Annotated in this window: 21 protein-coding genes; 16 read left to right on the top strand and 5 right to left on the bottom strand. The window is 63.1% G+C overall.

Going from position 1 to position 22,724, the window contains the following annotated elements:
- Positions 1-50: 50 nt before the first annotated feature.
- Both ACSFC7_RS01030 and ACSFC7_RS01025 read right to left on the bottom strand, forming a co-directional pair.
- Entirely contained in the window at positions 51-488 is a 438-nt protein-coding gene (locus ACSFC7_RS01030; protein WP_436345907.1) for a DUF7112 family protein, read from the bottom strand.
- A 26-nt stretch (positions 489-514) separates the two neighbouring features.
- Positions 515-919, bottom strand: coding sequence for a 30S ribosomal protein S6e (locus ACSFC7_RS01025; RefSeq protein ID WP_436345906.1), 405 nt, complete (start codon positions 917-919; stop codon positions 515-517).
- 340 nt (positions 920-1,259) lie between these two features.
- On the opposite strand from ACSFC7_RS01025, the gene ACSFC7_RS01020 reads away from it, so the two are divergent.
- The 6 genes from ACSFC7_RS01020 to ACSFC7_RS00995 all read left to right on the top strand — a co-directional run bounded on the left by ACSFC7_RS01020 (position 1,260) and on the right by ACSFC7_RS00995 (position 5,544).
- On the top strand, positions 1,260-1,544 hold the full coding sequence (locus ACSFC7_RS01020) for a hypothetical protein (RefSeq protein ID WP_436345905.1): 285 nt from the start codon (positions 1,260-1,262) through the stop codon (positions 1,542-1,544).
- A gap of 74 nt (positions 1,545-1,618) precedes the next feature.
- Positions 1,619-2,326, top strand: a complete 708-nt coding sequence (locus ACSFC7_RS01015; RefSeq protein ID WP_436345904.1) for a TetR/AcrR family transcriptional regulator — start codon at positions 1,619-1,621, stop codon at positions 2,324-2,326.
- Positions 2,323-3,801, top strand: a complete 1,479-nt coding sequence (locus ACSFC7_RS01010) for an MATE family efflux transporter (protein ID WP_436345903.1) — start codon at positions 2,323-2,325, stop codon at positions 3,799-3,801. The genes ACSFC7_RS01015 and ACSFC7_RS01010 overlap by 4 nt, the downstream gene beginning before the upstream one ends.
- Position 3,802: 1 nt before the next feature.
- Positions 3,803-4,684 carry a hypothetical protein gene (locus tag ACSFC7_RS01005; RefSeq protein WP_436345902.1) on the top strand — a complete coding sequence of 294 codons (882 nt, stop codon included), beginning with the start codon at positions 3,803-3,805 and terminating at the stop codon, positions 4,682-4,684.
- 11 nt (positions 4,685-4,695) lie between these two features.
- Positions 4,696-5,034 carry a hypothetical protein gene (locus ACSFC7_RS01000; protein ID WP_436345901.1) on the top strand — a complete coding sequence of 113 codons (339 nt, stop codon included), beginning with the start codon at positions 4,696-4,698 and terminating at the stop codon, positions 5,032-5,034.
- Positions 5,035-5,109: 75 nt separating this feature from the next.
- Positions 5,110-5,544 carry an SHOCT domain-containing protein gene (locus ACSFC7_RS00995; protein ID WP_436345900.1) on the top strand — a complete coding sequence of 145 codons (435 nt, stop codon included), beginning with the start codon at positions 5,110-5,112 and terminating at the stop codon, positions 5,542-5,544.
- Between the two features lie 282 nt (positions 5,545-5,826).
- Here the strand turns inward: ACSFC7_RS00995 and ACSFC7_RS00990 are convergent, their stop codons facing one another.
- Positions 5,827-7,236 carry an APC family permease gene (locus ACSFC7_RS00990; protein WP_436345899.1) on the bottom strand — a complete coding sequence of 470 codons (1,410 nt, stop codon included), beginning with the start codon at positions 7,234-7,236 and terminating at the stop codon, positions 5,827-5,829.
- 452 nt (positions 7,237-7,688) lie between these two features.
- Here ACSFC7_RS00990 and ACSFC7_RS00985 point away from each other — a divergent pair, with 452 nt between their 5' ends.
- The gene (locus tag ACSFC7_RS00985) at positions 7,689-9,062 is read left to right on the top strand and encodes an aspartate aminotransferase family protein (RefSeq protein ID WP_436345898.1); all 1,374 of its coding nucleotides are present in this window, start codon (positions 7,689-7,691) and stop codon (positions 9,060-9,062) included.
- Positions 9,063-9,328: 266 nt separating this feature from the next.
- Here the strand turns inward: ACSFC7_RS00985 and ACSFC7_RS00980 are convergent, their stop codons facing one another.
- On the bottom strand, positions 9,329-9,847 hold the full coding sequence (locus ACSFC7_RS00980) for an Lrp/AsnC family transcriptional regulator (RefSeq protein WP_436345897.1): 519 nt from the start codon (positions 9,845-9,847) through the stop codon (positions 9,329-9,331).
- 403 nt (positions 9,848-10,250) lie between these two features.
- Here ACSFC7_RS00980 and ACSFC7_RS00975 point away from each other — a divergent pair, with 403 nt between their 5' ends.
- The 8 genes from ACSFC7_RS00975 to ACSFC7_RS00940 all read left to right on the top strand — a co-directional run bounded on the left by ACSFC7_RS00975 (position 10,251) and on the right by ACSFC7_RS00940 (position 20,839).
- The gene (locus ACSFC7_RS00975; protein WP_436345896.1) at positions 10,251-11,624 is read left to right on the top strand and encodes a diaminobutyrate--2-oxoglutarate transaminase; all 1,374 of its coding nucleotides are present in this window, start codon (positions 10,251-10,253) and stop codon (positions 11,622-11,624) included.
- On the top strand, positions 11,621-13,105 hold the full coding sequence (locus ACSFC7_RS00970) for a pyridoxal phosphate-dependent decarboxylase family protein (protein ID WP_436345895.1): 1,485 nt from the start codon (positions 11,621-11,623) through the stop codon (positions 13,103-13,105). The genes ACSFC7_RS00975 and ACSFC7_RS00970 overlap by 4 nt, the downstream gene beginning before the upstream one ends.
- Positions 13,102-14,916, top strand: coding sequence for an IucA/IucC family protein (locus ACSFC7_RS00965; protein ID WP_436345894.1), 1,815 nt, complete (start codon positions 13,102-13,104; stop codon positions 14,914-14,916). The genes ACSFC7_RS00970 and ACSFC7_RS00965 overlap by 4 nt, the downstream gene beginning before the upstream one ends.
- Entirely contained in the window at positions 14,913-15,569 is a 657-nt protein-coding gene (locus ACSFC7_RS00960) for a GNAT family N-acetyltransferase (RefSeq protein ID WP_436345893.1), read from the top strand. Before ACSFC7_RS00965 ends, ACSFC7_RS00960 begins: the two co-directional genes overlap by 4 nt.
- Positions 15,562-16,935 carry a lysine N(6)-hydroxylase/L-ornithine N(5)-oxygenase family protein gene (locus tag ACSFC7_RS00955; RefSeq protein ID WP_436345892.1) on the top strand — a complete coding sequence of 458 codons (1,374 nt, stop codon included), beginning with the start codon at positions 15,562-15,564 and terminating at the stop codon, positions 16,933-16,935. The genes ACSFC7_RS00960 and ACSFC7_RS00955 overlap by 8 nt, the downstream gene beginning before the upstream one ends.
- Positions 16,935-18,773: an IucA/IucC family protein gene (locus ACSFC7_RS00950; RefSeq protein ID WP_436345891.1), complete on the top strand. Its 1,839-nt coding sequence runs from the start codon at positions 16,935-16,937 to the stop codon at positions 18,771-18,773. Before ACSFC7_RS00955 ends, ACSFC7_RS00950 begins: the two co-directional genes overlap by 1 nt.
- A gap of 3 nt (positions 18,774-18,776) precedes the next feature.
- Complete coding sequence (locus tag ACSFC7_RS00945) at positions 18,777-19,154, top strand: MFS transporter (RefSeq protein ID WP_436345890.1); 378 nt, start codon at positions 18,777-18,779, stop codon at positions 19,152-19,154.
- A gap of 452 nt (positions 19,155-19,606) precedes the next feature.
- Positions 19,607-20,839 carry an MBL fold metallo-hydrolase gene (locus tag ACSFC7_RS00940; RefSeq protein ID WP_436345889.1) on the top strand — a complete coding sequence of 411 codons (1,233 nt, stop codon included), beginning with the start codon at positions 19,607-19,609 and terminating at the stop codon, positions 20,837-20,839.
- A gap of 47 nt (positions 20,840-20,886) precedes the next feature.
- Here the strand turns inward: ACSFC7_RS00940 and ACSFC7_RS00935 are convergent, their stop codons facing one another.
- Positions 20,887-21,381 carry a TIGR03668 family PPOX class F420-dependent oxidoreductase gene (locus ACSFC7_RS00935; protein WP_436345888.1) on the bottom strand — a complete coding sequence of 165 codons (495 nt, stop codon included), beginning with the start codon at positions 21,379-21,381 and terminating at the stop codon, positions 20,887-20,889.
- Between the two features lie 90 nt (positions 21,382-21,471).
- On the opposite strand from ACSFC7_RS00935, the gene ACSFC7_RS00930 reads away from it, so the two are divergent.
- A complete protein-coding gene (locus tag ACSFC7_RS00930; RefSeq protein WP_436345887.1) occupies positions 21,472-22,686 on the top strand; it encodes an MFS transporter in 1,215 nt (404 codons plus the stop codon).
- The last annotated feature ends 38 nt before the right edge of the window (positions 22,687-22,724 follow it).

Raw genomic sequence — 22,724 nt, 5'->3', positions numbered from 1 at the left:
TTTTATCGGCTTTCGCGCCCGGTGACGACTCGAGTCCCGAGACGACGACCCTACTGATCTTCGAGATCCTTCGCGATGTCACTCAGGCTGTCGCTTGGGGGCTCACGGGCGTCGTAATAGACCGTCTCGCCCGGTGCGCGAAGCCCGTAGAGGAACTCGGGTTCGATGACGTCGATCAGTACCGAGCCACCCGCCGCGATGTCGTGCTCGTCGGCCCAGTCAGTCAGTCGGTCCGGCGCGCCGCTCGGATCGCGGGCCTGATCGGGCGTCTCGTAGACGGCCGGAATCGACAGATCGTCGCCCGTCAACGCTCGTTCGACCCGTCCGAACCGTTCGTCGCCCTCGAGGACGATCCGGACGACCTCGTCGGTCGGGAACGCGTCGCGTTCGTCGGCCGGTACCTCGAGACGGACGCCGGTTGCCGTCTCCGTACACGTCGACCGGACCGTCTGCACTGACGGATGGTCGCTCGAAATTCGGTCTGCCATAGCGAAAACGAAGTTCGTGTCGGCGGTTACTCGTCGCCCTCAGCGTCGCCCTCACCGAGCAGTTCGTCGATGTCGGTACTGCCGTGGTCGACGACCGCAGCGTTGATCTGTGCGACGGCGTCGGACACCTCGCTCCCACGGACCGTGATGCGGCGGCGTTCGCCGTCACGCGACGGCCTGTAGCCCGTCTGGCGTTCCTTCATCAGGACTTCCTGCAGGTTCGCGCCGGCGACGCCCGGGTTGAGCGGTCGGCCCGCGTCGTCGGAGCCACCGGTAATCTCGAGCGTGTAGCCGTCGAGTCCGACGGCGCCGCCGTCGACTTCCTCGCCGATCGACTTGCCGATGAACCGGTTTGCGTCCTGTTCTTCCGCCTCGAGCTGGTAGGACGACCCGGAGTCGGGGTCGCCGACGACGACAGTGAAACTTGCCATGTTCGACGGAAGACGGCCGTCGCTCAAAAGAACATCGATCGAAGTTTTGCTCTGCGGGCGCGGCAAGCCGCGCCCTCGGCAAAAATTCGATTAAAAGCACTCCTCCTTCCCCTCCATTCACTTCGTTCACTCCGGGTCAGTCGTCGGCCCGCTCACTCACCTACGGGTTCGTTCACGGTGAGCGACGTGTGACCGCCTGCCCTTCCCCGAGTCGGACGGCTCTCGCGGTGCTCGAGCCGTCCTCCCGGCCACCGATATCGGTGCTCTTTCGACGTCAATTGTCGACTACACGTTTACCGCCGCTCGAACAGTCAAGTACGTCGAAATCGTAGCTGGAACCGTGTTCATCGATCCCGGGCGGCTCGAGATACGCCTGCGCGACGAGTTCGGCGGTACGATGGGCCAGTCCCGCGTCGTCGTCCGGCAGGCCGTCGATCTCGCGGATTCCGGCCAGTACCAGGCCGACGTCGGGGCGACGCTGACGAACGACGTCGTCATCGAGGAGCTCTCGGACGCGCCCGACGGCGCCCCGACCGACCGGTGGAACTGGTGGATCGGTTCGCTCGAGATCGCCTACGGCGGCTACGGCCAGTTCGGTATTCGTCGGTATCAGAACCAGGAGTAAGCGCTCCTTCTCGTCGAGTCGCAACTACTTCGAACCGAAACAGCTTTTTCCGTCCCTGACTGACTGGTTAGTCAGTGACTGCCGACGACACGCGGGACGCGATCATGGCTGCCACGTACGAGGCGCTCTGCGAGGAGGGCTACAGTGACCTCACCGCACAGTCGATCGCCGACCGAACCGACCGCAGCAAATCCGCGCTCTTCTACCACTACGACTCGCTCGAGGATCTCGTCGCGGACTTCATCGAGTACCTGATCGAAGGCTTCGAGACGCGGGTCGAACGGACCCGCGACCGGCCGCCGCTCGAGCGACTCGCGGCGTTCGTCGACTGGTTCCTCGCCGATCCGGACGACGATCAACTGGCGTTTCACACGGCCTTTCTCGAACTCCGAGCACAGGCGCCGTACAACGAGGTCTACCGCGAGAAGCTCCGGGAGAGCGACGATCACCTCCGGGCTGCCGTCGAGGAAATCCTTCAGGAGGGTATCGACGCGGGCACCTTCCGAGACCACGATCCGGAGCGCGTCTCGGCGCTCCTTCTCGCCTCGTTCGACGGCGCGCAGATCCGCCAGTTCACGCTCGGCCGCGACGAGTACCTCGAGACGGTCAGAGCGGAGACCGTCGACCGCGTCCTCGCGGACGTCCTCGCCGCCGACGTCGACTTTCCCGAGGAAGCGAGCTTCGACTTCCCGCGCGACGACCGCCTCGTGGACGATACCGAGACGACGAACGCGGAGGGCGATACCGAGACGGCGGAGTCGGAGGCTGATCCCACGGAATGAGCGAAGCGACCGACCGATCCGTCGACGTCACCGACGGCGACCTGTTCAAACCGCTCATGGTGCTGTCGGCGCCGATCGTCGCCTCGCAGGTGCTCAACGTCGGCTACAATCTGGCGGACACCTACTGGGTGGGCCGCCTCGGCGGGGACGCGATCGCCGCGCTCTCGTACTCCTGGGCGGTCGTCTTCCTGATGATCAGCGTCGGCGGCGGCCTCACCGTCGCCGGAACGGTCCTCATCGCACAGAACAAGGGCGCCGGACGGATCGGGATGGCCAGCCACCTCGCCGGCCAGACGCTCTCGTTCGTGACGGTCGTCGCGCTCGCGTTCGCGACCGTCGGCTACGTGCTGACGCCGTGGCTCATGCAGATGGTCGGCGCCGAATCCGGCTCGGTCGCTTACGGCTACGCCGTCAGCTACACCCGGATCATGTTCGTCGGTATCGTGTTCATGTTCTGGTTCTTCATCTTCGACGCGCTCTCGCGAGGGTGGGGCGACACCCGAACGCCGCTGTACCTGATGGCCGTCAGCGTCACGCTCAACGTACTCATCGACCCGGTCCTGATCCTCGGCTTCGACGGGAATCCGCTGTTCGCCTGGCTCGGTGCGACCGGCCTCGAGTCGACGCTCTACGCCGCCACCGGCTTCGATGGCTGGGGCGTCGACGGCGCCGCAGTCGCGACGATCTTCTCTCGCGGCGTCGCCGCCGCCATCGGACTCACCCTGCTGTTCACCGGCCGGGTCGGGCTCCAGCCCTCGCTTTCGGATCTGCGTCTCGACCGGGAGACGGTCCGGAAGATCGTCGACATCGGTGCGCCGATCGCAACCGAGCAGGGCTTTCGCGCGTTCGGCATCACCGTGTTGACGGCGATCATCGCCCTCGCCGGGACGGAAGCGGTCGCCGCCTACGGGATCGTCACGCGGCTCTCCTCGTTGCTGTTCATGCCCGCGCTGGGACTCGCCCGCGGGACCGAGACGGTCGTCGGCCAGAACCTCGGCGCCGAGCAGATCGACCGCGCCAAACAGGCCGTCAAACTCAGTTCGATCGTCGTCGTCTCGGCGTTCGCAGTGATCGTCGCCGTCGCCTACCAGTTCGCCGAGCCGATCGTCGCAATCTTCATCGAAGCGGGGACCGAGGACGCCGATCAGGTGATCGAGTACGCCGCAGCGTACATCCTCATCGCCGGCCCCTCCTACGTCTTCCTCGGGGTCTTCCAGATCCTGCTGGGCGGGCTCCGCGGCAGCGGCTCCACGCGAGCCGCGATGGTCCTCTCGGTGCAGGAGCTGTGGCTCTGGCGCATTCCGATCGCAGCCGTTGCGCTTATCCTCCTCGATATGGGCGTTGTTGGTGTCTGGTACGCCGTCGCCATCTCGTACGTACTGTCGACGATCACCACTGCCGCGTGGTTCCTGCGTGGCACCTGGACCGACGACGTCGTGACCGACGAGCCGACGACGCCAGCACCCGGTGATTGACGTGACCGAGCACGACGTCCACCCGAGCCGACGTATCGCCCGCCTGAGCACCCGTAGCTCGGCTTCCGAACTGGCCGCACCGATTCGGGCGCTCGCCACGGAGGCGGTGCCGGCGCGTGACCGGTCGCTCCCCGCCGCGCTGTGTACGGTCGCCGGGGAAATCGGTTTCGGGCCAGCTGACCGGGACGAGTCGGCGGATCGTGAGGCGTTCGAGGCCGTCCTCGAGCCGGTCGTCACCGGAGTCACGCTCCTCGAGGGCTACGTTCGGCTTCGACTGACGCTGGTTGGCACCGCCGAAGATGTGACGCTCGAGGAAGCGCCGACGGTCGACCGGGACGAGGGGATCCTCGCGAGCGACCTCCTCCACGCCCGTACGTACGCGGCGGTCGCCGAGACGCCGGTTCCCGACCGACGGCGTCTCGAGTTGTACCGCGTCTTGCTCGAGGGGTCGACGGCGCTCTCCCGGCAGTTTCTAACCCGCGCCGACGCGGACGAGACGGCCGACGACCGATTCGGGGCGACGGCGACGCTCGCCGAAACTGCGGGTGCGATCGGTGCGGCGGCCGTCGATGCCTCGGCCGAAACACGGACGGCACTGCGTCGCTATAGTCACGCGATGATGACCGCACTCGCGTCCCAGTCGTCGGCGACGCCCGATGACGTCGATCCCCAGGCGAGCGCCGCTCGCGTGCTCTTCGACCCGACGTGCCAGCACGCGGTCGCGAGCGAGGCCGCGCTCGAGCACGCGACCCCGGCCGTCGAGCGCTCCCTCGAGCGGGCCCGAACGGCCCTCGAGACGCTCGCCGACGGCGTCACGGACGACGTCTCGTCACCGCTCGGTCGACTCGAGCGCGCGACGCGGATCCCGTTCCACCAGGAGTGAGTGGTCGAGCGATGACTGAGCTCTCGAGACCGATCTGGCCTGCGTACCCGCTGTCGGCGTTCGTCGCGGGGCTCGGCCACTGCTACCTCGGGCAGTGGAAACGCGGAGCGATCTGGTTCGCACTCTACGTGCTCGCGCTCGCCTTCCTCTCCGCTCGGACCCTGTCGGGTGCGCTCGACTTCGGCGAGCCGTTCGTCGTGACGGCACTGCAGTTCGAGTCGGTCGCCTACACCGACGTCGCGGTTCCGCTCGCGGTGCTGGTGATCTGCCTGCTCGACGTCTACCTCATCGGCCTCACGAGACGGACGGCCGCGAAGACGGCCGCGTCGCCCGCCTCGAACGGCTCCTGAGACTCGCTCGAGGGTTCGGCACGGGAACCCGACCGATTGCTACACACTTTTCTGCGTGTGAGACGAATTACACGTATGGCTCGTCTCGGGACACTCCTGCTCAAAGGGGCCGGTGCCCTCCTGCTCGCGTTCGTCGTGCTCAGCGTGATCGCGACACTCGTCAGTATCGTCCTCTCGATCGTTGCGACCGTCGTCGCAGCCGTCGTGACGCTCGCGATCCTCGCGGTCTTCGTGCTAGCAGCCGTCGGGCTGGCCTCGCTGTTCTGGGGCGGCGACGAGACGCCCGTCGCCGCGGACGACACCACTGATCGTTCCAGTCGGTCGACCGAGAACGAGGACCCGGCGGATCGCCTCCGATCCCGGTACGTCGACGGAACACTCAGCGAGGACGAGTTCGAACGGGAACTCGATCGACTGCTCGAGGACGACCGTGGACGTGCGGACGGACTCGAACGCGATCGCTCACGCACTCGCGAGTCGACCGATCGAACGCGGCTCTGGGATCGATAATCGACAGGACGCGGCACTGGATCAGTAGGTGAGATGAGCGTGAACTCGTGCGACCCGTTTTCGAACGGGTAGCTGAGATCGGCGTTCGACCGCCGCTGTGGAAGACAGCACTCCCTCGTGACGAACTGTCTCCCCAGCGAACGAGGCGATTCGATCGCCCCACAACAGCTTTCAGGAAGGTATCTCAGACCGGGAACGGTTTTTCGTCGAGCAGCAGTCCGGGTGAGATCGAGCACGATATTCCACCGCAGAAGCCACACGGGTCGACCGTGTGGCAGTCGTTCACTCGTCGTTTAGCGCTTCTATTCTGCGTACTACCTCTTCGGACGTTTCAACTGCCGTATCGCCCGAAAACGCGTAGAGGACGATACCGAGAACGCACCATCCGAGGACGAAAACCCACTCGTAGGGCCAGAGCAGTGCGGACTGCCCGCCCGGCAAGTAGAGTGTGATGAAGATCGCGGTCATCACGAACGCAATGATCCCGACGAGGTATCCGGCTGGGACCTTGTACGGGCGTTCCATTCCGGGTTCACGATAGCGCAGGATCAGGAACGAGACGACGACGAGGAACCAGGCGACGACGATGCCGAGTCCGCCGGCGTTGACGATCCACGTGAGCATCTGTTCGCCGAAAAACGGCGCTATCGCGGACAGTCCGCCGATCAGTAAAATCGCGTTGCTCGGGGTATTGTACTCCGGATGGACTTCCGAGAGCGGTTCCGGAAGCATCCCCGATTCGGAGAGTGCGAAGAGTGCGCGACTGCCACCGATAATAAACGCGTTCCAGCTCGTCAGGATCCCTGCGACACCCGCAAGTGCCATGAGTTGTCCTGCGGTCTGACTGCCGTACAGTACCTCCATAGCCCTCGCTGCGGGCAGCGAGCTCTCGACGAGTTCTGCACCCGGAAGTGCGCGGCTCGAACCCCAGATGACGGCCATGTAGAACAGCGCGGCCATTCCGACGGATAGCAAGATCAAGAGCCCCAGGGTCCGGGCCGGGATGTCGGCCTCCTCAGCCGACTGCGGGATAACGTCGAACCCGACGAACATGAACGGCGTCATCAGTACGACGGCAAAGATTCCGGCGGTCCCTGCACCGAAGGACGGGTCAGGCGATGGCTGACCGCTGGTAATCGCGCCGGCGATCAACACGACTCCGGCGAACGCGATGACCAGGGTCATAATGATCTGGAACTGCGCGGCGATCCGAATGCCGATGTAGTTCAGATACGTCACGCCGATCGTTCCCAGTACGCCGACGAGGATCCAAGTTCCGTACACCGGTTCTCCGGCGACGTCCCAGAGGGGGACAGCGTTGAACCCGGGGATAATAAACGCCATCGCGGACGGGAGCGCCACCGCTTCGAAGGCGGCGACGGTGACGTAGCCGAAGATAATTGCCCAGGTACAGACGAACGAGCCGATCGGGCCGAGCGCACGGAGGCTATAGACGTGTTCTCCACCGACCAACGGCATCGAGGAGGCCAGTTCACTGTAAATGATCGCCACGACACCGACGACGATCCCTCCTGCAACGAACGCAGAAATCGCACCCAACGGACCGCCTTCTTGGATCCAATCTCCAGCGAGGATAATCCATCCCCATCCGATCATCGCCCCGAACGACAGAATCAGCATCTCCTTTTTACCCAACGCTTTTTTCAAACCGCTCTGTGTAGTATCTGACATAATTGTGATTTGGGACTCAGTGGCATGTACCGAATACTCACGATTACTAATGTATCTTTCGCAGATATTGTATATGAGACAGCAATCGGGGCATATGTTATATCAATTCCAATAATTATCCATCTAATTAGGATTACATCGCCGATCGAGCTCTCCAGCGTCCGGTCAGAAGGAGATGCTCTAACCAGTTAGAACGCCCATATGATACACTGGACGTAGTACTACTGCTCCAGTGGATGCGGTTGTTGAACGATTCGGCGCGTAGCAATTGTTCACCTACCCGTCCGTCAGAACGCCGCTTCTCGAGTATCATCGACTCTCTGTACGACCGCTGCGGGACATATATTGGACATCATCCAATTACAACTATATTCATTAGATAATATATCTCGTTCTGCCCCGATATGGAGACACCAAATCAAATATATATGGGCTAGTGGGAACCACGTAGTATGGCCGTAGGCCCATCGATCGACGAGCTTCACCTCACGACGGAACCGTCAGTCGACGAGGTTCCGGGACCGAACTCACGGACGCTACTCGAGCGCCAGCGAGAGATCGATAGTAGCGCAGTGGCGTACCCGCGACGAATCCCGATCGCACTCGAGGAGGCGCGCGGAGCGACGGTTCGAGATGTCGACGGGAATACGTTTCTCGACTTTTTCGCCGGTATCGGCGTTCTGAACGTCGGACACTCCAACCCGTACGTCCTCGAGGGGACACAGGACCAGCTCGAGTCGGTCGCGCACACGATCGACTTCCCGACCGAAGCGCGAATCGATCTCATCGAGAAACTGCGACAGATCGCTCCCGGCGGACTGGCCGGTGCGAGCAACGTCGTATTCGGTGGGCCGAGCGGAAGCGACGCGATCGAAGGCTCGATCAAACTCGCCAAACACAACACCGGCCGTCACGGACTACTCGGGTTCGAAGGTTCGTATCACGGGACAACTGCGGGTGCGCTCAGTCTCACCGCGGGTAAGAAGTACAAGGAGGGATACGGTCCACTACTCGCCGACACCGTCCACGTGCCGTATCCAACACGCGATGCGGGTTCGGCCGACCGCGGCGCCTGTGAGCGATCGCTCGACGCTGCCAAGCGGAAGTTCGAGGCCCCCTACGGCGGCCACGAGACACCCGCCGGCATCTGGGTCGAACCGATTCAAGGTGAGGGTGGCGTCGTCGTCCCGCCGAAGGGGTTCTTGCAGGGGCTTCGTGACATCGCGGACGACAACGATGCGATGTTGATCGTCGACGAGATTCAGACTGGACTGGGCCGAACCGGCGAATGGTTCGCGACCGACCACTTCGACGTGACGCCCGACGCGATCACGATGGCGAAGGCACTCGGCGGGACCGGGCTGCCGATCGGTGCGATGCTCTATCACGAAAAATTCGATACGTGGGGACCAGGTGGCCACGTCGGGACCTTCCGCGGCAACGCGCCGGCGATGGTCGGCGGCCTCCGAGCGATCGAGTACATCGAATCACACGACCTGCTTTCGCACGCGACACAGCTCGGGGAGTACCTTCGAAATCGCCTTCACGAGACCGCGGAGACGACGCCGGCGATCAGCGACGTCCGAGGAAAAGGACTGTTCGTCGGCGTCGAGTTCGTCGACGGTGACGGGAATCCGGACGCCGACCTGGTCGAAGCCATCCAGACCCGCTGTTACGCAGACGGCGTGCTCGTCTGGAGCGCCGGTCGACACGGGAACGTGTTGCGCCTGATCCCACCGCTCGTTCTCACCCGCGAACAGGCCGAAATCGGTATGGATATCATCTGTACGGCGATCGAATCGAGTACCGGAGAAAGCGCGGACTAGTATCCAACGCGTCCCCTCGAGCTCCGACTCGAGGGAAAATATCGCTGCGTCGAGAGCCGGACGGTGAGGTCGCCGACGAACAGAGAGTTCGTCGACGAGCGGAGCGCCTGAAGACGAACGAACGGTCGACCGACGTCGGTGGGTGCCGGTTCTATCCGACGTGCGATCACGGAACGACGGGGCGACGGACCGGTCGATGCGTGTCGGCGTCGCCGACCGGTCGCACTTGGCGACGCCGTTTCCGAACTCGAGAGCGGTTGTGCGGACTACGTCCCATCAGTCGGCGATCCGTGGCTGTCGAGAAACGACTGCTGACTGTAGTTGCGCAGCATACCGATTCCCTCGTACGCCTTGATCGTCGAGATGACGAACTTGGAACTCGTTCGAGTGATCTCGTCGATCGATTCGTAGTCTTCGATGAGTCCCTCGACCATATCTCGCGAGGTCAGTCGACCGATAACGATGAAGTCCGTCTCTCCCATCATGAAGTACACCTGGTTGACCCCCTCGATATCGGCGAGTTGTTCGCCGACTCGTTCGTGATACCCCTCGCCGAACTCCGCCCAGATCTCGGAAATGACGGTGAGCCCCAGTCCGATCTCCTCGAGGTCGAGTTCGTACAGATCGTTCGTAATGATACCCTCGTCTTTGAGATTCTGCAAGCGGTAATGAACCGTCGATTTTGGAATCCCCGTCTGTTCGTGGAGCGTTTTCGTGTTATCGGTCTCCTGATCGGCGATCGCAAAGAGGATCTTGATATCCCGCTCGTCCAGTGTCTCGTTCATTCGTGTGTCGTTTCACACAGACGATCCTATTCCTTTTCGGTGACCGTTCGCTCTCGGATCGTCCGTACCGAGCACCGAACGGAACCGATGATTCGCTAGCAAGTCGGGCACCACGATCGGTGCTCGCTGCCTAACTGCCCCTCGCACGGAAGACGTGTTCTGGTAGCCTAGTCAGTCCCGCTATTTCTGCTGCCGAGAACACCCGCCGATCTCGCACGAAACCTCGAACCCTGATCTGCTACGGCGGCACTTGAATCTGGAACCCACACGTTATTTTAGGTTGGCCTAAAAATCGGTGCCTTTATGATGGTTTAGGTTGGCCTAAAATTTGTATGCGGCAACCAAATACGCGAGCACCCGCACTCCGTGCAACGGTTTCGACTCGTCGTGGAGGTGGTGCACGATGAGTTATCTCGATCAGGATAACAGTGCCATCCTCTCCCAGCAAGCCGGGCGTGAATCGAACGCGCGAACGTATCCTCGCCATCTCCCGCTGGCCATCCGCGAAGCGCAGGGCGTCACCGTGACGGACATGGACGGGAACGAGTATTACGATTGTCTCGCCGGGGCAGGGACACTCGCGCTTGGTCACAATCACCCGCGGGTCGTCGAAGCGATGGAGCGCACGCTCGAGACCGGGCGACCGCTCCACACCCTCGATCTCTCTACACCAGCGAAAGAGCGGTTCGTCGACTCCTTGTTCGCGAGCCTTCCTGACGAGTTCAGCGAGCGAGCGAAAGTCCAGTTCTGTAGCCCGGCTGGAACCGACGCCGTCGAAGCTGCACTGAAGCTCGTCAAAACGGCCACAGGAAACCGGAGTATACTCGGGTTCCAGGGTGCTTACCACGGGATGACGACCGGGGCACTTTCGCTGATGGGTGACACTGGTGCCAAAGAACCTGTTCCGGGACTGATGAACGAGGTTCATCATCTCCCCTTCCCGTACGACTATCGATGCCCGTTCGGCGTCGGCGGCGAGGACGGACACCGAATCGGGAGCGACTACGTCGAGAACCTCCTCGATGACGATGAAGGTGGAATCACCGACCCCGCCGGGATGATTCTCGAGCCCGTCCAGGGAGAAGGCGGTGCGATTCCTGCGCCCGATGCGTGGCTCCGAGAGATCCGTCGCATTACGCATGAGCGCGACATTCCTCTCATTTTGGACGAGATTCAGGCGGGTCTCGGACGGACAGGCGAGACCTACGCCTTCGAGCATGCCGGAATAACTCCCGACGTGGTTACACTCTCGAAGGCCATCGGTGGCGGTCTCCCGCTCGCCGTCGTCGTCTACGACGAGGAACTCGATGTTTGGGAACCCGGAGCACACGCCGGAACGTTCCGCGGGAACCAGCTCGCGATGGCAGCCGGAGAAGCGACCATCGACTACGTGCTCGAGAACGACCTCGATGATCACGCCGCCGACGTGGGGGCGCGTCTGCGGGACCACCTGGAGAGTACGGCCGAGCGATTTAGTGCGGTCGGAGACGTCCGGGGTCGCGGGCTGATGCTGGGCATCGAGTTCGTCGACCCCGATGCCGACTGGCAAGGCGCAGGACCTCACGCTCCGGACAGTGATTTTGCGGCGGCAGTCCAGGCCGAGTGTTTCGACCGCGGACTTATCATCGAACTCGGCGGCCGCGAAAGTGCGACGGCCCGGTTCCTCCCGCCACTCGTCGTGTCGAAGACACAGATCGACGCGATCGCGACCATCTTCGAGGAGGCCGTCGCCGCCGTCGCCGACGCCGAGGCGGAACCGGCGGAGGTGACCGTATGAGCGCAGACGAATTGTTCCTCGACTCTGAAGCGGGCACTGCCGCCTACCGTGAGGCCATGCAGCGGGCGACCGACGCCGTCGTAGATAGCTTCGCCACCGCCGAAAACCCGTACTCGGGGCGGTCACCCGAAGCGCTCTCTAAGCAGTTCGCGGACCCGATCCTCCCCGAAACCGGCACGGGTCTGGGCACTGCTATCGACGAAGTCGCAACCAAGGTTCTCGCCCACTCGGTCGGAACTTCGAATCCGCAGTGCGCGGCGCACCTCCAGTGTCCGCCGATGATTCCGGGGCTCGCCGCGGAGGCGATGCTCACCGCGGCGAACCAGTCGCTCGACTCTTTCGATCAGGCGCCCGCCGCCACCGTCCTCGAGCAGGAAGTCGTCGGCACACTTTGTGAGCTGTTCGACCTTCCGGACGCCGCGGATGGTGTCTTCACGAGCGGGGGGACGCAGTCGAACTTCCAGGCCCTCTTGTTGGCCCGCGACCGATACTGTCGTCGCCAGTTCGGCCGCGACGTGCAAGCAGGTGGACTCCCGCCAGCGGCCGAGTCGCTTCGCATCCTCTGCTCGGAGGAGGCCCACTTCACTGGCAAGCAGGCGGCCCATCACCTCGGACTCGGTGAAGACGCGGTTGTCGCCGTTCCGACCGACGAGGAACGCCGGATGGACCCCGACGCACTCGACGCGATACTCGCTGAACTCAATGCTAACGACGCGGCTCCTTTCGCGCTCCTCGGGACTGCCGGAACGACCGACTTCGGCAGCATCGATCCGCTGGACGCACTCGCCGACCGGGCCGCCGAGCACGACCTCTGGTACCACGTCGATGCAGCGTACGGCGGCGCCCTCGCGCTGACCGACTCCGACGACCTGCTCGAGGGCATCGAGCGTTCCGACTCCGTCGCCGTGGACTTCCACAAACTCTTCTACCAGCCCATCAGCTGTGGCGCATTCCTCCTCGGCGACGGGGACGATTTCGAGTGGATGGCGCGTAACGCCGCCTACCTCAACCCGGCGGAACACGACGAGACCGGCGTTCCGAACCTCGTCGCGAAATCGGTCCAGACGACACGCCGATTCGACGCGCTGAAACCCTACCTCGCGTTCCGTGCCCTCGGTCGCGAGGGAATGGCGGACCTCGTCGAGGAAACCGTGGCGTTGGCTTCCGATGCGGCATCGCTCATCGAGGATGCCACCGACTTCGAACTGTTGCACGAACCGACGTTGAACGCGGTCGTCTTCCGCTATCGGCCGCGTGAGGCGATGAGTAAGCAGGCTGTCAGTCGGTTGAACGCGGACATCCGGGAACGGTTGCTCCACGACGGCCGTGCGATCGTCGCCAGAACGGCGGTCGCAGGCGTGACTAGCCTGAAGTTCACGCTGCTGAACCCGACCGCCACGCTCGAGGACGTCGCTGCAATGCTGGATGTCATCCGGGACTGTGGTATGGCAGCCGCTCAAGAACGGGAGGTGGTTGCGTGACACTGGAGTTCGACGGCCGTGTGGACCGGGAAGTCGATCCCGCCGAACGGGCTGACGACGCCACGGTGCACGCGTTCCTCAACTGCTACCTTCGTGAGACCGGCGGCTACACCGTCCACGACGAGAGCGTGGCGGACGTTGCACCCGGTCCGAGCGGACTGCTTCGGACGCGGCTGCCCGAACAGGAAATCGACATACTGGCCCCCCTCGAGTACCGGTCGCCGACGGAGCGCCATCTGTTCGACACGCCCGTTCGATACCGTCTCCCCGACGGCACAGTCCACCCGGTCGACGCCGCGACGCTCGCCTCGCTCGTCGTGAAAGACCTCTCACGCACACGAGAGGGGGGATCCGTTCCGGACGAGCTCCTCGAGCGGGTCCTCCGGAGCAAGCGAAACGTCGAAACCTTCGTTCGTGCACGGACGGGCGACGAAACACACCTCTACGAGGAACAGCTGTCATTCCGCGACGCGGAGCAGGCGCTCGTCTTCGGCCACCACCGTCATCCGACGCCAAAGAGCCGACAGGGTATCGCTGCCCGAAACCAGAAAACGTACGCGCCGGAACTCCGGGGGGCGTTCCCGCTCCACTATTTCCGCGCGGATCCCGACCTCGTCGCGGAGCGTTCGGCCCTCGATCGGCGCGCCACGACCTGGGTGAAAGACGCTCTGCGCGAGGACGACACCGTGCCCGAGACGTTCGTCGACGATCACGTCGACAGCGACGACGTCCTGTTGCCGGTCCATCCGTGGCAGGCGGGCTACCTCTGTGACCAGCCACACGTCCGACGCCATCTCGGGGACGGGATCGAACACCTCGGCGCAGTCGGACAGGAGTTCTATCCGACGACCTCGGTCCGGACGCTCTACAGCCCGGACACCCCGTTCATGGTGAAATCGTCGTTACGCGTGAAGATCACGAACTCCGTACGGACGAACAAGCGCCCGGAACTCGACCGCGGTGTGGCCGTCGCGGAACTCCTCGATACCGCGTTCGGCGACGAACTCTCCGAGGCGTTCCCGAACTTCGACATCGTCCGCGATCCCGCCTTCCTCGCGCTCGACATCGGGGACGAACGCGAGTCCGGACTCGAGACGGTCCTCCGGGCCAACCCCTTCCGCGGTGAACTGGCCGAGCGTTCGACCCCACTGGTCGCGCTCTGTCAGGACGCCATCACGGGCCGGTCGCGTCTCGGTCGTCTCGTCACAACCATCGCCGAGCGCGAGGACCGCGATACCGCGGCGGTCAGCGAAGAGTGGTTCCGCCAGTACCTGGAAATCGCGATCCGTCCGGTGCTGTGGCTCTATCTCGTCCAGGGTGTCGGCGTGGAAGCCCACCAGCAGAACTCGGTGCTCACGCTCGACGAGGACGGCTATCCGTGCGAGTTCCGCTATCGCGACAATCAGGGGTTCTATTTCCCCGAGTCACAGTATCCCGACGTCGACGCCTATCTCCCAGGCGTCGGCGAGCGGGCCGACACCGTCTGTGAAGACGCCATCGCCGACGAGCGACTCCGCTACTACGTCATTCTGAACAACGCGCTCGACGTCATCAACGCCTTTGGGAGTGCTGGACTCGTCGCCGAGCGACGCCTGCTTGCGCTCCTCCGAGCGGAACTGGAGCGGGCCCGCGAGCACTACGATCGTCCCTCGTCGGACTTCCTGACGCCGCTGCTGGAATCGCCAACCGTCCCGTGTAAGGCCAACCTGCTGACACGGTTTCGCGGACTGGACGAACTGGAGAACGACCTCGAGAACCAGTCCGTCTACACGGACGTGAACAACCCACTCGTCATCGAACTCGACCTATGACCGGACCAGACGCAACTATCGCGACGGACTACGACTACCAGACGTACGATCCGGGCATCGAACGGACCGTATCGCTTCGGCAGGCGACGCTCGACCGTGACCTCGGTCGGCTCCACGCCTGGCTCGGGAGCGCCCACGTGAAACCGTACTGGCAGCTCGACCTTCCGCTCCCGGCGTTTCGCGACCGACTCGCGACGAAGCTCGCGGACGACCACCTGACGCCCTATATCGGGTGTCTGGACCACGTTCCGATGAGCTACTGGGAGTGCTACTGGGCCGCCGAGGACGACGTCGCGAACCACTACGACGCCGACCCGACCGACCAGGGCATCCACCTACTTATCGGCCCTGATGAGTATCTCGGCCGTGGCTACGCCCTCCCGCTGCTGCGAGCCGTGGTCGCGATGCAGTTCCGCCACTCCGAGACGGAACGGGTTATCGCGGAACCCGACGCTCGCAACGACCGCGTTATCCACGTTTTCGAGCAGTGCGGGTTCGAATCGCGAGCGGAGTTCCGCTTCGACGAGGCCGAGAAGGATGCCGTACTGATGGTTTGTGACCGAAATCGGTTCGAAACCGAGGTACTCACCGATGCGACGGCTGCACCACCGCAGAAAGCGGACGACGGCAGCGAGGTGAGCGCCGATGACTGAATCGGAGAGCGTTCACGACGTCGTCGGTGTCGGACTGGGGCCGTTCAATCTCGGTCTCGCAGCTCTGCTGGACGGCGTCGAGGAATCCGTCGATGCCGTCTTCCTCGAACGAGAGCCCGACTTCGACTGGCACGAGGGCATGCTGCTCGAGGGGGCAACCCTCGAGGTGCCGTTCATCGCCGATCTCGTGACGCTTGCCGACCCGACGAACCCCCACAGCTACCTCAACTATCTGCGGGAGACGGGGCGCATTTACGAGTTCTACTTCTACGAGACGTTCCAGACGCCTCGTCGTGAGTACAACGACTATCTCAAGTGGGTCAGCGAGACCCTCGACAGTTGCCGGTTCAACCGCGAGGTGACTACAGTTCGATGGAACGACGAGCGCGAACACTACGTCGTCGTGGCTCGCCATCCGGAGACGGACGAGCGGTTCGACTACCGTGCTGAGAACCTCGCGCTCGGAATCGGTTCGCGACCGCAGATTCCGGAGCCGCTTCAGGGGCACCCGGAGGAGGACGTCTTCCACACGGCACACTATCGGTACAACCGCGAGCGCGTGATGGACGCCGAGTCGGTCACGGTCGTGGGATCGGGACAGAGTGCCGCCGAGGTGTTCCAGGACCTGCTGGAACGCCAGCCGGATGGCGACTACCGGTTAGACTGGCTGACCCGCTCGGATGGCTTCTTCCCGATGGAATACTCCAAGCTGGGGCTGCAACATTTCACCCCCGAGTACGAGCAGTACGTCTACGACCTTCCCCGAGACGTCAAGGACGATCTCATCCCGAACCAGGGCCTGCTTTACAAGGGGGTCGACCCGGAAACGAGCGCCGAAATCTACGATCTCCTCTATCACCGCTCGATCGGCGACCGCGAGCCCGACGTCGGGCTCTTCGCGATGACCGAGGTACGGGATATCGTCGACACGGATGACGCGTACGCCCTCGACTGTCATCAGTGGCAGACCGAAGAGTCGTTCGTACACGAGAGCGAGGTCGTCGTCCTCGGAACCGGCTACGAGCGCCCGATTCCAGGCTTTCTCGAACCGCTCGAACCGGCGATCAGGTGGGACGACAAGGGCCGGTTCGAGGTGACCGAGGACCACCGACTCGACGTCGATGTGTCGGGGGATGTCTTCCTCCAGAACGCCGAGCTCCACACCCACGGGGTCGGGGTCCCCGACCTCGGGCTCGGCTGTTATCGGAACACGAAGTTCGTCAATCGTCTCGTCAGCCGTGAAGCCTACCCCGAGGACACTGACACCGTCTACCAGGACTTCGCCGTAGAGCAGTTCGTCGAAGATGCACCGTCTGCCTCCCGTCAGCACGGGAGCGAAGCGATCCCAACCAACGACGACTACTGATGAACCCGAACGACACGACGCTACAGGACGCACTGAACAACGAAACGTGGGAAACGGTCGAACGCCGCCTCCTCACGAAGATGCTCGAGGAGTTCACGTACGAGGAGATCATCACGCCGCGAAAAGTCGACGCCGACGAGCGCGCCACCTACCGCTTCGACCTCGGTGGGACGTCGTACCGATTCGAGGCGACGGAGCGGCTGATGGATAGTCTCCACGTCTACGGCGACACTATCGAACGTCGTGACGGGGGCAACGACTGGACCGGGTTCACGGATCCGCTCGGGCTCCTTCGCGACCTCGGCGAAACCACCGATCTCGACGGACTGACCGAGGGGAACCTCGTCCGCGAGTACAAGCGAACGCTTCTCGCCGATGCCCACGTCGAGGCACGCAAGCAGGACCGCGACGACTTCGATCCGCTGGACCTCGAGTATGCCGAACTCGAAGGCGAGATGGAGGGTCACCCGTGGATCACGTACAACAAGGGCCGTCTCGGCTGGGGGTACGACGACTACCAGGCGTTCGCTCCCGAGCAAAAGAACCCGGTGACGCTCTCCTGGGTCGCTGTACGCAAAGAGAAGGCCACCTTCGTCGCCACCGAAAGCATCGATCACGACTCGCTCGTCCAGCGCGAGCTTGGGTCCCGCTACGAGGAGTTCCGCGATCGACTGGCCGCACAGGGGCTCGATCCGGACGCCTACTACTTCCTGCCGGTTCACGACTGGCAGTGGGTGAACAGTATCGTCCCGTTGTTCCCCGATCACATCGCCGCGGACGACATCGTGGCACTCGGCGAGGGACCCGACGAGTACCTGCCACAGCAGTCGGTTCGCACCTTCGTCAATGTCGATGACGAGGAGAAACACCACGTGAAAGTGCCGATGCGGATCCTCAACACGCTGGTCTGGCGTGGACTCCCCGGCGAGCGAACCGAACTCGCACCGACCGTCACCGAGTATATCGAGGGAATCTACGAGCAGGACGAGTTCCTGCAAGACCGAGAACTCATCCTCCCAGGAGAGGTTGCAGGCATCAACTACGACCACTCGGAGTTCACCGACATCGAGGGCTCGCCCTATCAGTACCACGAACTGCTTGGCGCTATCTGGCGAGAATCAATCTACACCTTCCTAGAGGACGACGAGGAGGCCATCACGCTCTCCTCGCTGATGCACGTCGACGGCGAGGGCGAGCCCTACATCTCGCAACTGGTCGCGGAGTCGGGACTTACACTCGACGAGTGGCTCGCGGAATTCTTCGATACGGTTCTCTCACCGCTTTTGCACTTCCTCTATCGCTACGGCACGGTTTTCTCCCCCCACGGGCAGAATACGATCTTGGTCGTCGAAGACGGGGTCCCCTCGCGCCTCGCGGTCAAGGACTTCGTCGACGACGTGAACGTGAGCGACCAGCCGCTTCCCGAACTCGACGCACTCGCAGACGAGATGCACGACGTGCTCCGAAAGGAGCCCCCGGAAGGACTCTGCCAGTTCATCTTCTGTGGACTGTTCGTCTGCGTTCTCCGGTACGTCGTGGATCTCCTCGAGGAACACGAGAACTATTCCGAAGAACGATTTTGGACTCACGCACGGGAGACGGTGCTCGATTATCAGTCGCAGTTCCCCGAGCTCGAAGAGCGGTTCGAGCTCTTTGACCTGCTCCAGCCGGAGTTCACGAAGCTCAGCCTCAATCGAAACCGAATCTTCGACTACGGCTACGACGACGTGCCCGGTCGACCTCACGCCTCCGAGCACGGCACAGTGACGAACCCGCTCTACGAGGTCGCAGCCGATACGCCGGAGAGCGCGACCGAGCCGAGCCCCGCTGACGACTAGCCCATGCGCGGTGCGCTAGCACGGCGGCTCAGGGCAGCGTTCGTCGCCGACGATGAGCCGCCACTGTTGATGCGCGCCTTTCTGCTCGTTTGCGGGACACAGCTGCTCGCGTACAGCAGTTACGCTGCGATCCACCCGACGTTCGCGGTATATTTGGAAACGATCACGCATAGCGAGTCGCTCATCGGCGTAGCTTTCGGCGCGTTCACGTTTGCAGCCGTGGTTGCACGGCCCGTCGCTGGATGGCTGCTCGACCGCGTCGGTCGACGTGGTGTCCAGGCAATAGCTGCCGTCGCACTTGCGGGTACGACCCTCTCGTTCACGTGGGTAACCGTGATCTGGGTCGCGATCGCCCTTCGGGTGCTCCACGGGCTAGCCTGAGGTGTCAGCAGTACCGCGACACCGGCGATTGCTGCCGACGTGGTGCCATCCGCCCGTCAATCCGAAGGGGTCGCGCACTTCGGTATCGTGCCGAACATTGCGCTTACGGTGCTCGGATTACGAGCGACTACTTGACGAACTGGTCGAAGATCCAACTGTAACTTTTCACTGCTCTGCCGATTGTCGCGAAGAGATATCGAACATCTCTCCAGTGCTAAAGCTTGCTGCACGGGAAGAGCCGCCCCTTGTCGACCGTACTCTCGAGTATGACGAGGGGTGACGAAAGCCCGATTGAGACGCCACAGCTGAGCGAATCCTTAGAGTTCGAATATCGTCCTTGATTACTGCTGCTGAGAAGTCTCTGTAAATCCGCTTTATTGCTGTTGGCTCCCTCTACAGATAGCTTCGGGTAAATCGACGAAGAAAAGCGTTTGGCGAGTATACGTCCGGTAATGGATATTCAGTTTCTCGGCGGAGCACGCGAGATTGGCCGAAGCGCCATTCTCGTGGACGATTCTCTTCTACTCGATTTCGGGATGTTGACAGACAATTCTCCTCAGTTTCCGATCGAAACACCGAACCCCGATGCAGTCGTCGTTTCACACGGGCATCTCGATCACGTCGGTACAATACCGTCTCTGCTTTCTGGCAAATCTCGTCCTCCAATTCACTGGACACCCCCAACCTACGAGTTGACTCTTACTCTCGCACAGGATACACTCAAACTGCATGGTGGCTCGTATAATTGCCCATTCACTCAGACCGACCTCAAGCGCGTCACACAGGTGTCGAAAACTCACGGGTATCAGGAAACCTTCGAAGCGGCTGGCTATGATGTGACGTTCTACAATGCGGGACACATCCCAGGAAGCGCTCACGTGCTCGTTGACGATGGGGATACGCGCCTGCTCTACACGGGAGACTTCCACACTGACGACCAACGTTTGGTTTCAGGGACGACTGCGCGACCCGAGGCTGACGTCGTTATTTGCGAGAGCACCTACTCCGATCTCGAGCGTGAGGAACGATCCGTGGTGGAGGAACGATTCGCTGAGAGCGTCGAGACGACGCTCTGGGAGGGCGGGACGGTCGTCGTCCCCGCATTCGCGATCGGACGAACGCAAGAACTGATGCTCATCTGTGACGCCTACGACATTCCCTGTTACGTCGACGGGATGGGGAAACAGGTAACCGAGATGCTTCAGCAGTATCCCGAGTTCGTTCGCGACGCAAATGCATTTCAACGAGCAAAATCCCACGCACGGTTCGTCACCGGACGTAACGGCCAGCGAAAGCGAATTACTGAACAGAAGGCAGCGATCATCACCACCAGTGGTATGCTGTCTGGTGGCCCTGCTATGACCTATATTCCCGAAATTCGGGCGAATCCAATGAACAAAATCACCATGACGGGTTATCAAGTCGAAGGGACGCCCGGTCGCGACCTCCTCGAGACCGGCAGCGCCGAGATCGACGGCCGCGTGATGCCCGTCAGCGCGCAGGTCGAGCAGTACGACTTTTCGGCGCACGCGGATCGAGACGGGGTGCTCGAGGTGCTGGATTCCTACCGCGACAGTACGGTGCTGGTCAATCACGGCGATCGCTGCGAGGCGTTCGCGGAGGAACTTCGAGGCGACGGGTTCGACTCGAGCACGCCGGAACTCGGAGACGCCGTTTCGGTGTGAGTGACGGAGGGGGCGCGACTCGAGTCGGTCGGCGATTCGCTGTTCAGCTAGCTGTACGCTTCGAGCGCGCCCCACGAGAGGACCCGATCGACGCGAATCTCGAGAATCGGTCGGTCGTGCAGGTCGTGATCTCCGTACTGCTCGTACTTCGACTCGAGCGCGGCGACGCCGTCGTCGTGATCGCTGGTGGAAACGCTCGTCGAGGCGTCCGCGTCTCCGTCGGGATCGCTCGAGACGACGCGAGCACGGCCCCGGACTTGCACCCACGCGAGACGCGACCAGTCCTCCCTGTACTGGTCGACGAGTAGCGCGACGCGCGGATTGGCCTGGACGTCGCGAACGCGCTGGAGCGTCCGCGACGACTTCGGCTTCTCGTCGATCGCAGAGACGATTCGGAGGCCGGAGTCGTCGTCGCGGTTCGAGTGTGCGGGCTCGAGAATCGCGTAACAGATCGGCACTACGTGGGGGGTCCCGTCTTCGGTGGCCGTCGCTAACCTTGCGACCCGCGCTCGCTCGAGAACGGTTCGCTCTTCTGGTATCATACTGAACGAACGACGCGCACGACAAAAGGACCCGGCCGTATCGACCGGGACGGCAAACTACTCGAGCGTTCCGCCACTCGATTCGCCCGAATGGGTCGCGCGACTGCCGAGTATCGCCGGGAGTACGGCCTCGTCGCGCTCGCGGCGCTGAGCTACACCTGCCTGATGTTCGTCTGGTTCTCGCTGCCGGCGTATCTGTCGGGGATTATCGACGATCTGGGGCTCTCGAGCACGCAAGCCGGCGTGCTCGCCGGCGCGGTACCGCTGACCTACATCCCGCTCGCGCTGTTCTCCGGGATCGCGGTGGATCGAATCGGTCCCGGACGAAGCCTCGCGGCCGGGGTAGTGATCTACGGCGTCGCGCAGATCGGTCGCAGCGTCGCCCTCGGGTTTCCGTCGCTGCTCGCTGCAACCCTCCTGCTCGGCGTCGGGGCGACGGCGATCACCTTCGGGCTCCCGAAACTGGTCGGCATCCTCTTTCCGCCGACGAAGACCGGACGCCCGTCCGCGATCTACCTCGTCGGGGCCTCGGCGGGATCGGCGCTCGTGTTCGCGGTCGGACGACCGGTGCTGGGACCGTGGCTCGGCGGCTGGCGCCCACTGTTCTTCTGGAGCGGCGTCGTCGCGGTGGCCTACGGACTGGCCTGGCTGCTCGTCGCCCACCGCGCGCGGATCGACGACCGGATGGCCGACGACGACTCCTTCTCGCTCGAGTCGGTCGTCGCCGACCTGCGGCTGGTGGTCTCCCACCGCGAACTGCGGTTGGTCGTCGTCATCGGGACGATGTACCTGCTGCTCAACCACGGGCTGCAGGGGTGGCTGCCGACGCTGCTCGAGTCCCGCGGGCTCTCGGCCGGGCTGGCCGGCCAGGCGACGAGCCTGCTGATCGGGGCCTACGTGGTCGGCGTCCTCGCGGTGCCCGAACTGGCGGATCGATTCGAGGCGCGGCGGCCCGCCCTGATGGGCTGTGGGGCCGCCGCCTTTCTCGGCGTCGTGGGGGTGATCGCGGGCGATACCGGAGCGCTCGTCGTCGTCGGCATTCTCGTGACTGGCCTGGGTGTCGGCGGAGTCTCGCCGCTCGTCCGGGCGATCCCGCCGGATCTCGAGGGGATCGGGGCGCGACTCACGGGCACCGCGGTGGGGTTCATCTTCGCCGTCGGCGAGATCGGGGGCTTCTTCGGCCCGATGCTCATCGGCGTCTTTCACGACGTCACGGGCTCGTTCGTTCCCGGACTGGCGATGCTCGCGGGCGGCGCGCTCGTGGTCGTCCTCGCCGGGACTGCGTTGCAGTATCAGGACGGCTGAGCGGCGTTTTCTGCCGGCTTTCGCTGGCGGGTTCGTCA

The organism is Natronorubrum halobium, assembly GCF_051351675.1.
Taxonomy (GTDB): domain Archaea; phylum Halobacteriota; class Halobacteria; order Halobacteriales; family Natrialbaceae; genus Natronorubrum.
This window is presented reverse-complemented; position numbering and strand designations above follow the sequence as displayed.

Bases quoted from the DNA above. Each gene is read 5' to 3' on its own strand.
- ACSFC7_RS01030 (WP_436345907.1), bottom strand. From the start codon at position 488: ATGGCAGACCGAATTTCGAGCGACCATCCGTCAGTGCAGACGGTCCGG.
- ACSFC7_RS01025 (WP_436345906.1), bottom strand. From the start codon at position 919: ATGGCAAGTTTCACTGTCGTCGTCGGCGACCCCGACTCCGGGTCGTCC.
- ACSFC7_RS01010 (WP_436345903.1), top strand. From the start codon at position 2,323: ATGAGCGAAGCGACCGACCGATCCGTCGACGTCACCGACGGCGACCTG.
- ACSFC7_RS01000 (WP_436345901.1), top strand. From the start codon at position 4,696: ATGACTGAGCTCTCGAGACCGATCTGGCCTGCGTACCCGCTGTCGGCG.
- ACSFC7_RS00995 (WP_436345900.1), top strand. From the start codon at position 5,110: ATGGCTCGTCTCGGGACACTCCTGCTCAAAGGGGCCGGTGCCCTCCTG.
- ACSFC7_RS00990 (WP_436345899.1), bottom strand. From the start codon at position 7,236: ATGTCAGATACTACACAGAGCGGTTTGAAAAAAGCGTTGGGTAAAAAG.
- ACSFC7_RS00985 (WP_436345898.1), top strand. From the start codon at position 7,689: ATGGCCGTAGGCCCATCGATCGACGAGCTTCACCTCACGACGGAACCG.
- ACSFC7_RS00980 (WP_436345897.1), bottom strand. From the start codon at position 9,847: ATGAACGAGACACTGGACGAGCGGGATATCAAGATCCTCTTTGCGATC.
- ACSFC7_RS00975 (WP_436345896.1), top strand. From the start codon at position 10,251: ATGAGTTATCTCGATCAGGATAACAGTGCCATCCTCTCCCAGCAAGCC.
- ACSFC7_RS00970 (WP_436345895.1), top strand. From the start codon at position 11,621: ATGAGCGCAGACGAATTGTTCCTCGACTCTGAAGCGGGCACTGCCGCC.
- ACSFC7_RS00960 (WP_436345893.1), top strand. From the start codon at position 14,913: ATGACCGGACCAGACGCAACTATCGCGACGGACTACGACTACCAGACG.
- ACSFC7_RS00955 (WP_436345892.1), top strand. From the start codon at position 15,562: ATGACTGAATCGGAGAGCGTTCACGACGTCGTCGGTGTCGGACTGGGG.
- ACSFC7_RS00950 (WP_436345891.1), top strand. From the start codon at position 16,935: ATGAACCCGAACGACACGACGCTACAGGACGCACTGAACAACGAAACG.
- ACSFC7_RS00945 (WP_436345890.1), top strand. From the start codon at position 18,777: ATGCGCGGTGCGCTAGCACGGCGGCTCAGGGCAGCGTTCGTCGCCGAC.
- ACSFC7_RS00940 (WP_436345889.1), top strand. From the start codon at position 19,607: ATGGATATTCAGTTTCTCGGCGGAGCACGCGAGATTGGCCGAAGCGCC.
- ACSFC7_RS00935 (WP_436345888.1), bottom strand. From the start codon at position 21,381: ATGATACCAGAAGAGCGAACCGTTCTCGAGCGAGCGCGGGTCGCAAGG.
- ACSFC7_RS00930 (WP_436345887.1), top strand. From the start codon at position 21,472: ATGGGTCGCGCGACTGCCGAGTATCGCCGGGAGTACGGCCTCGTCGCG.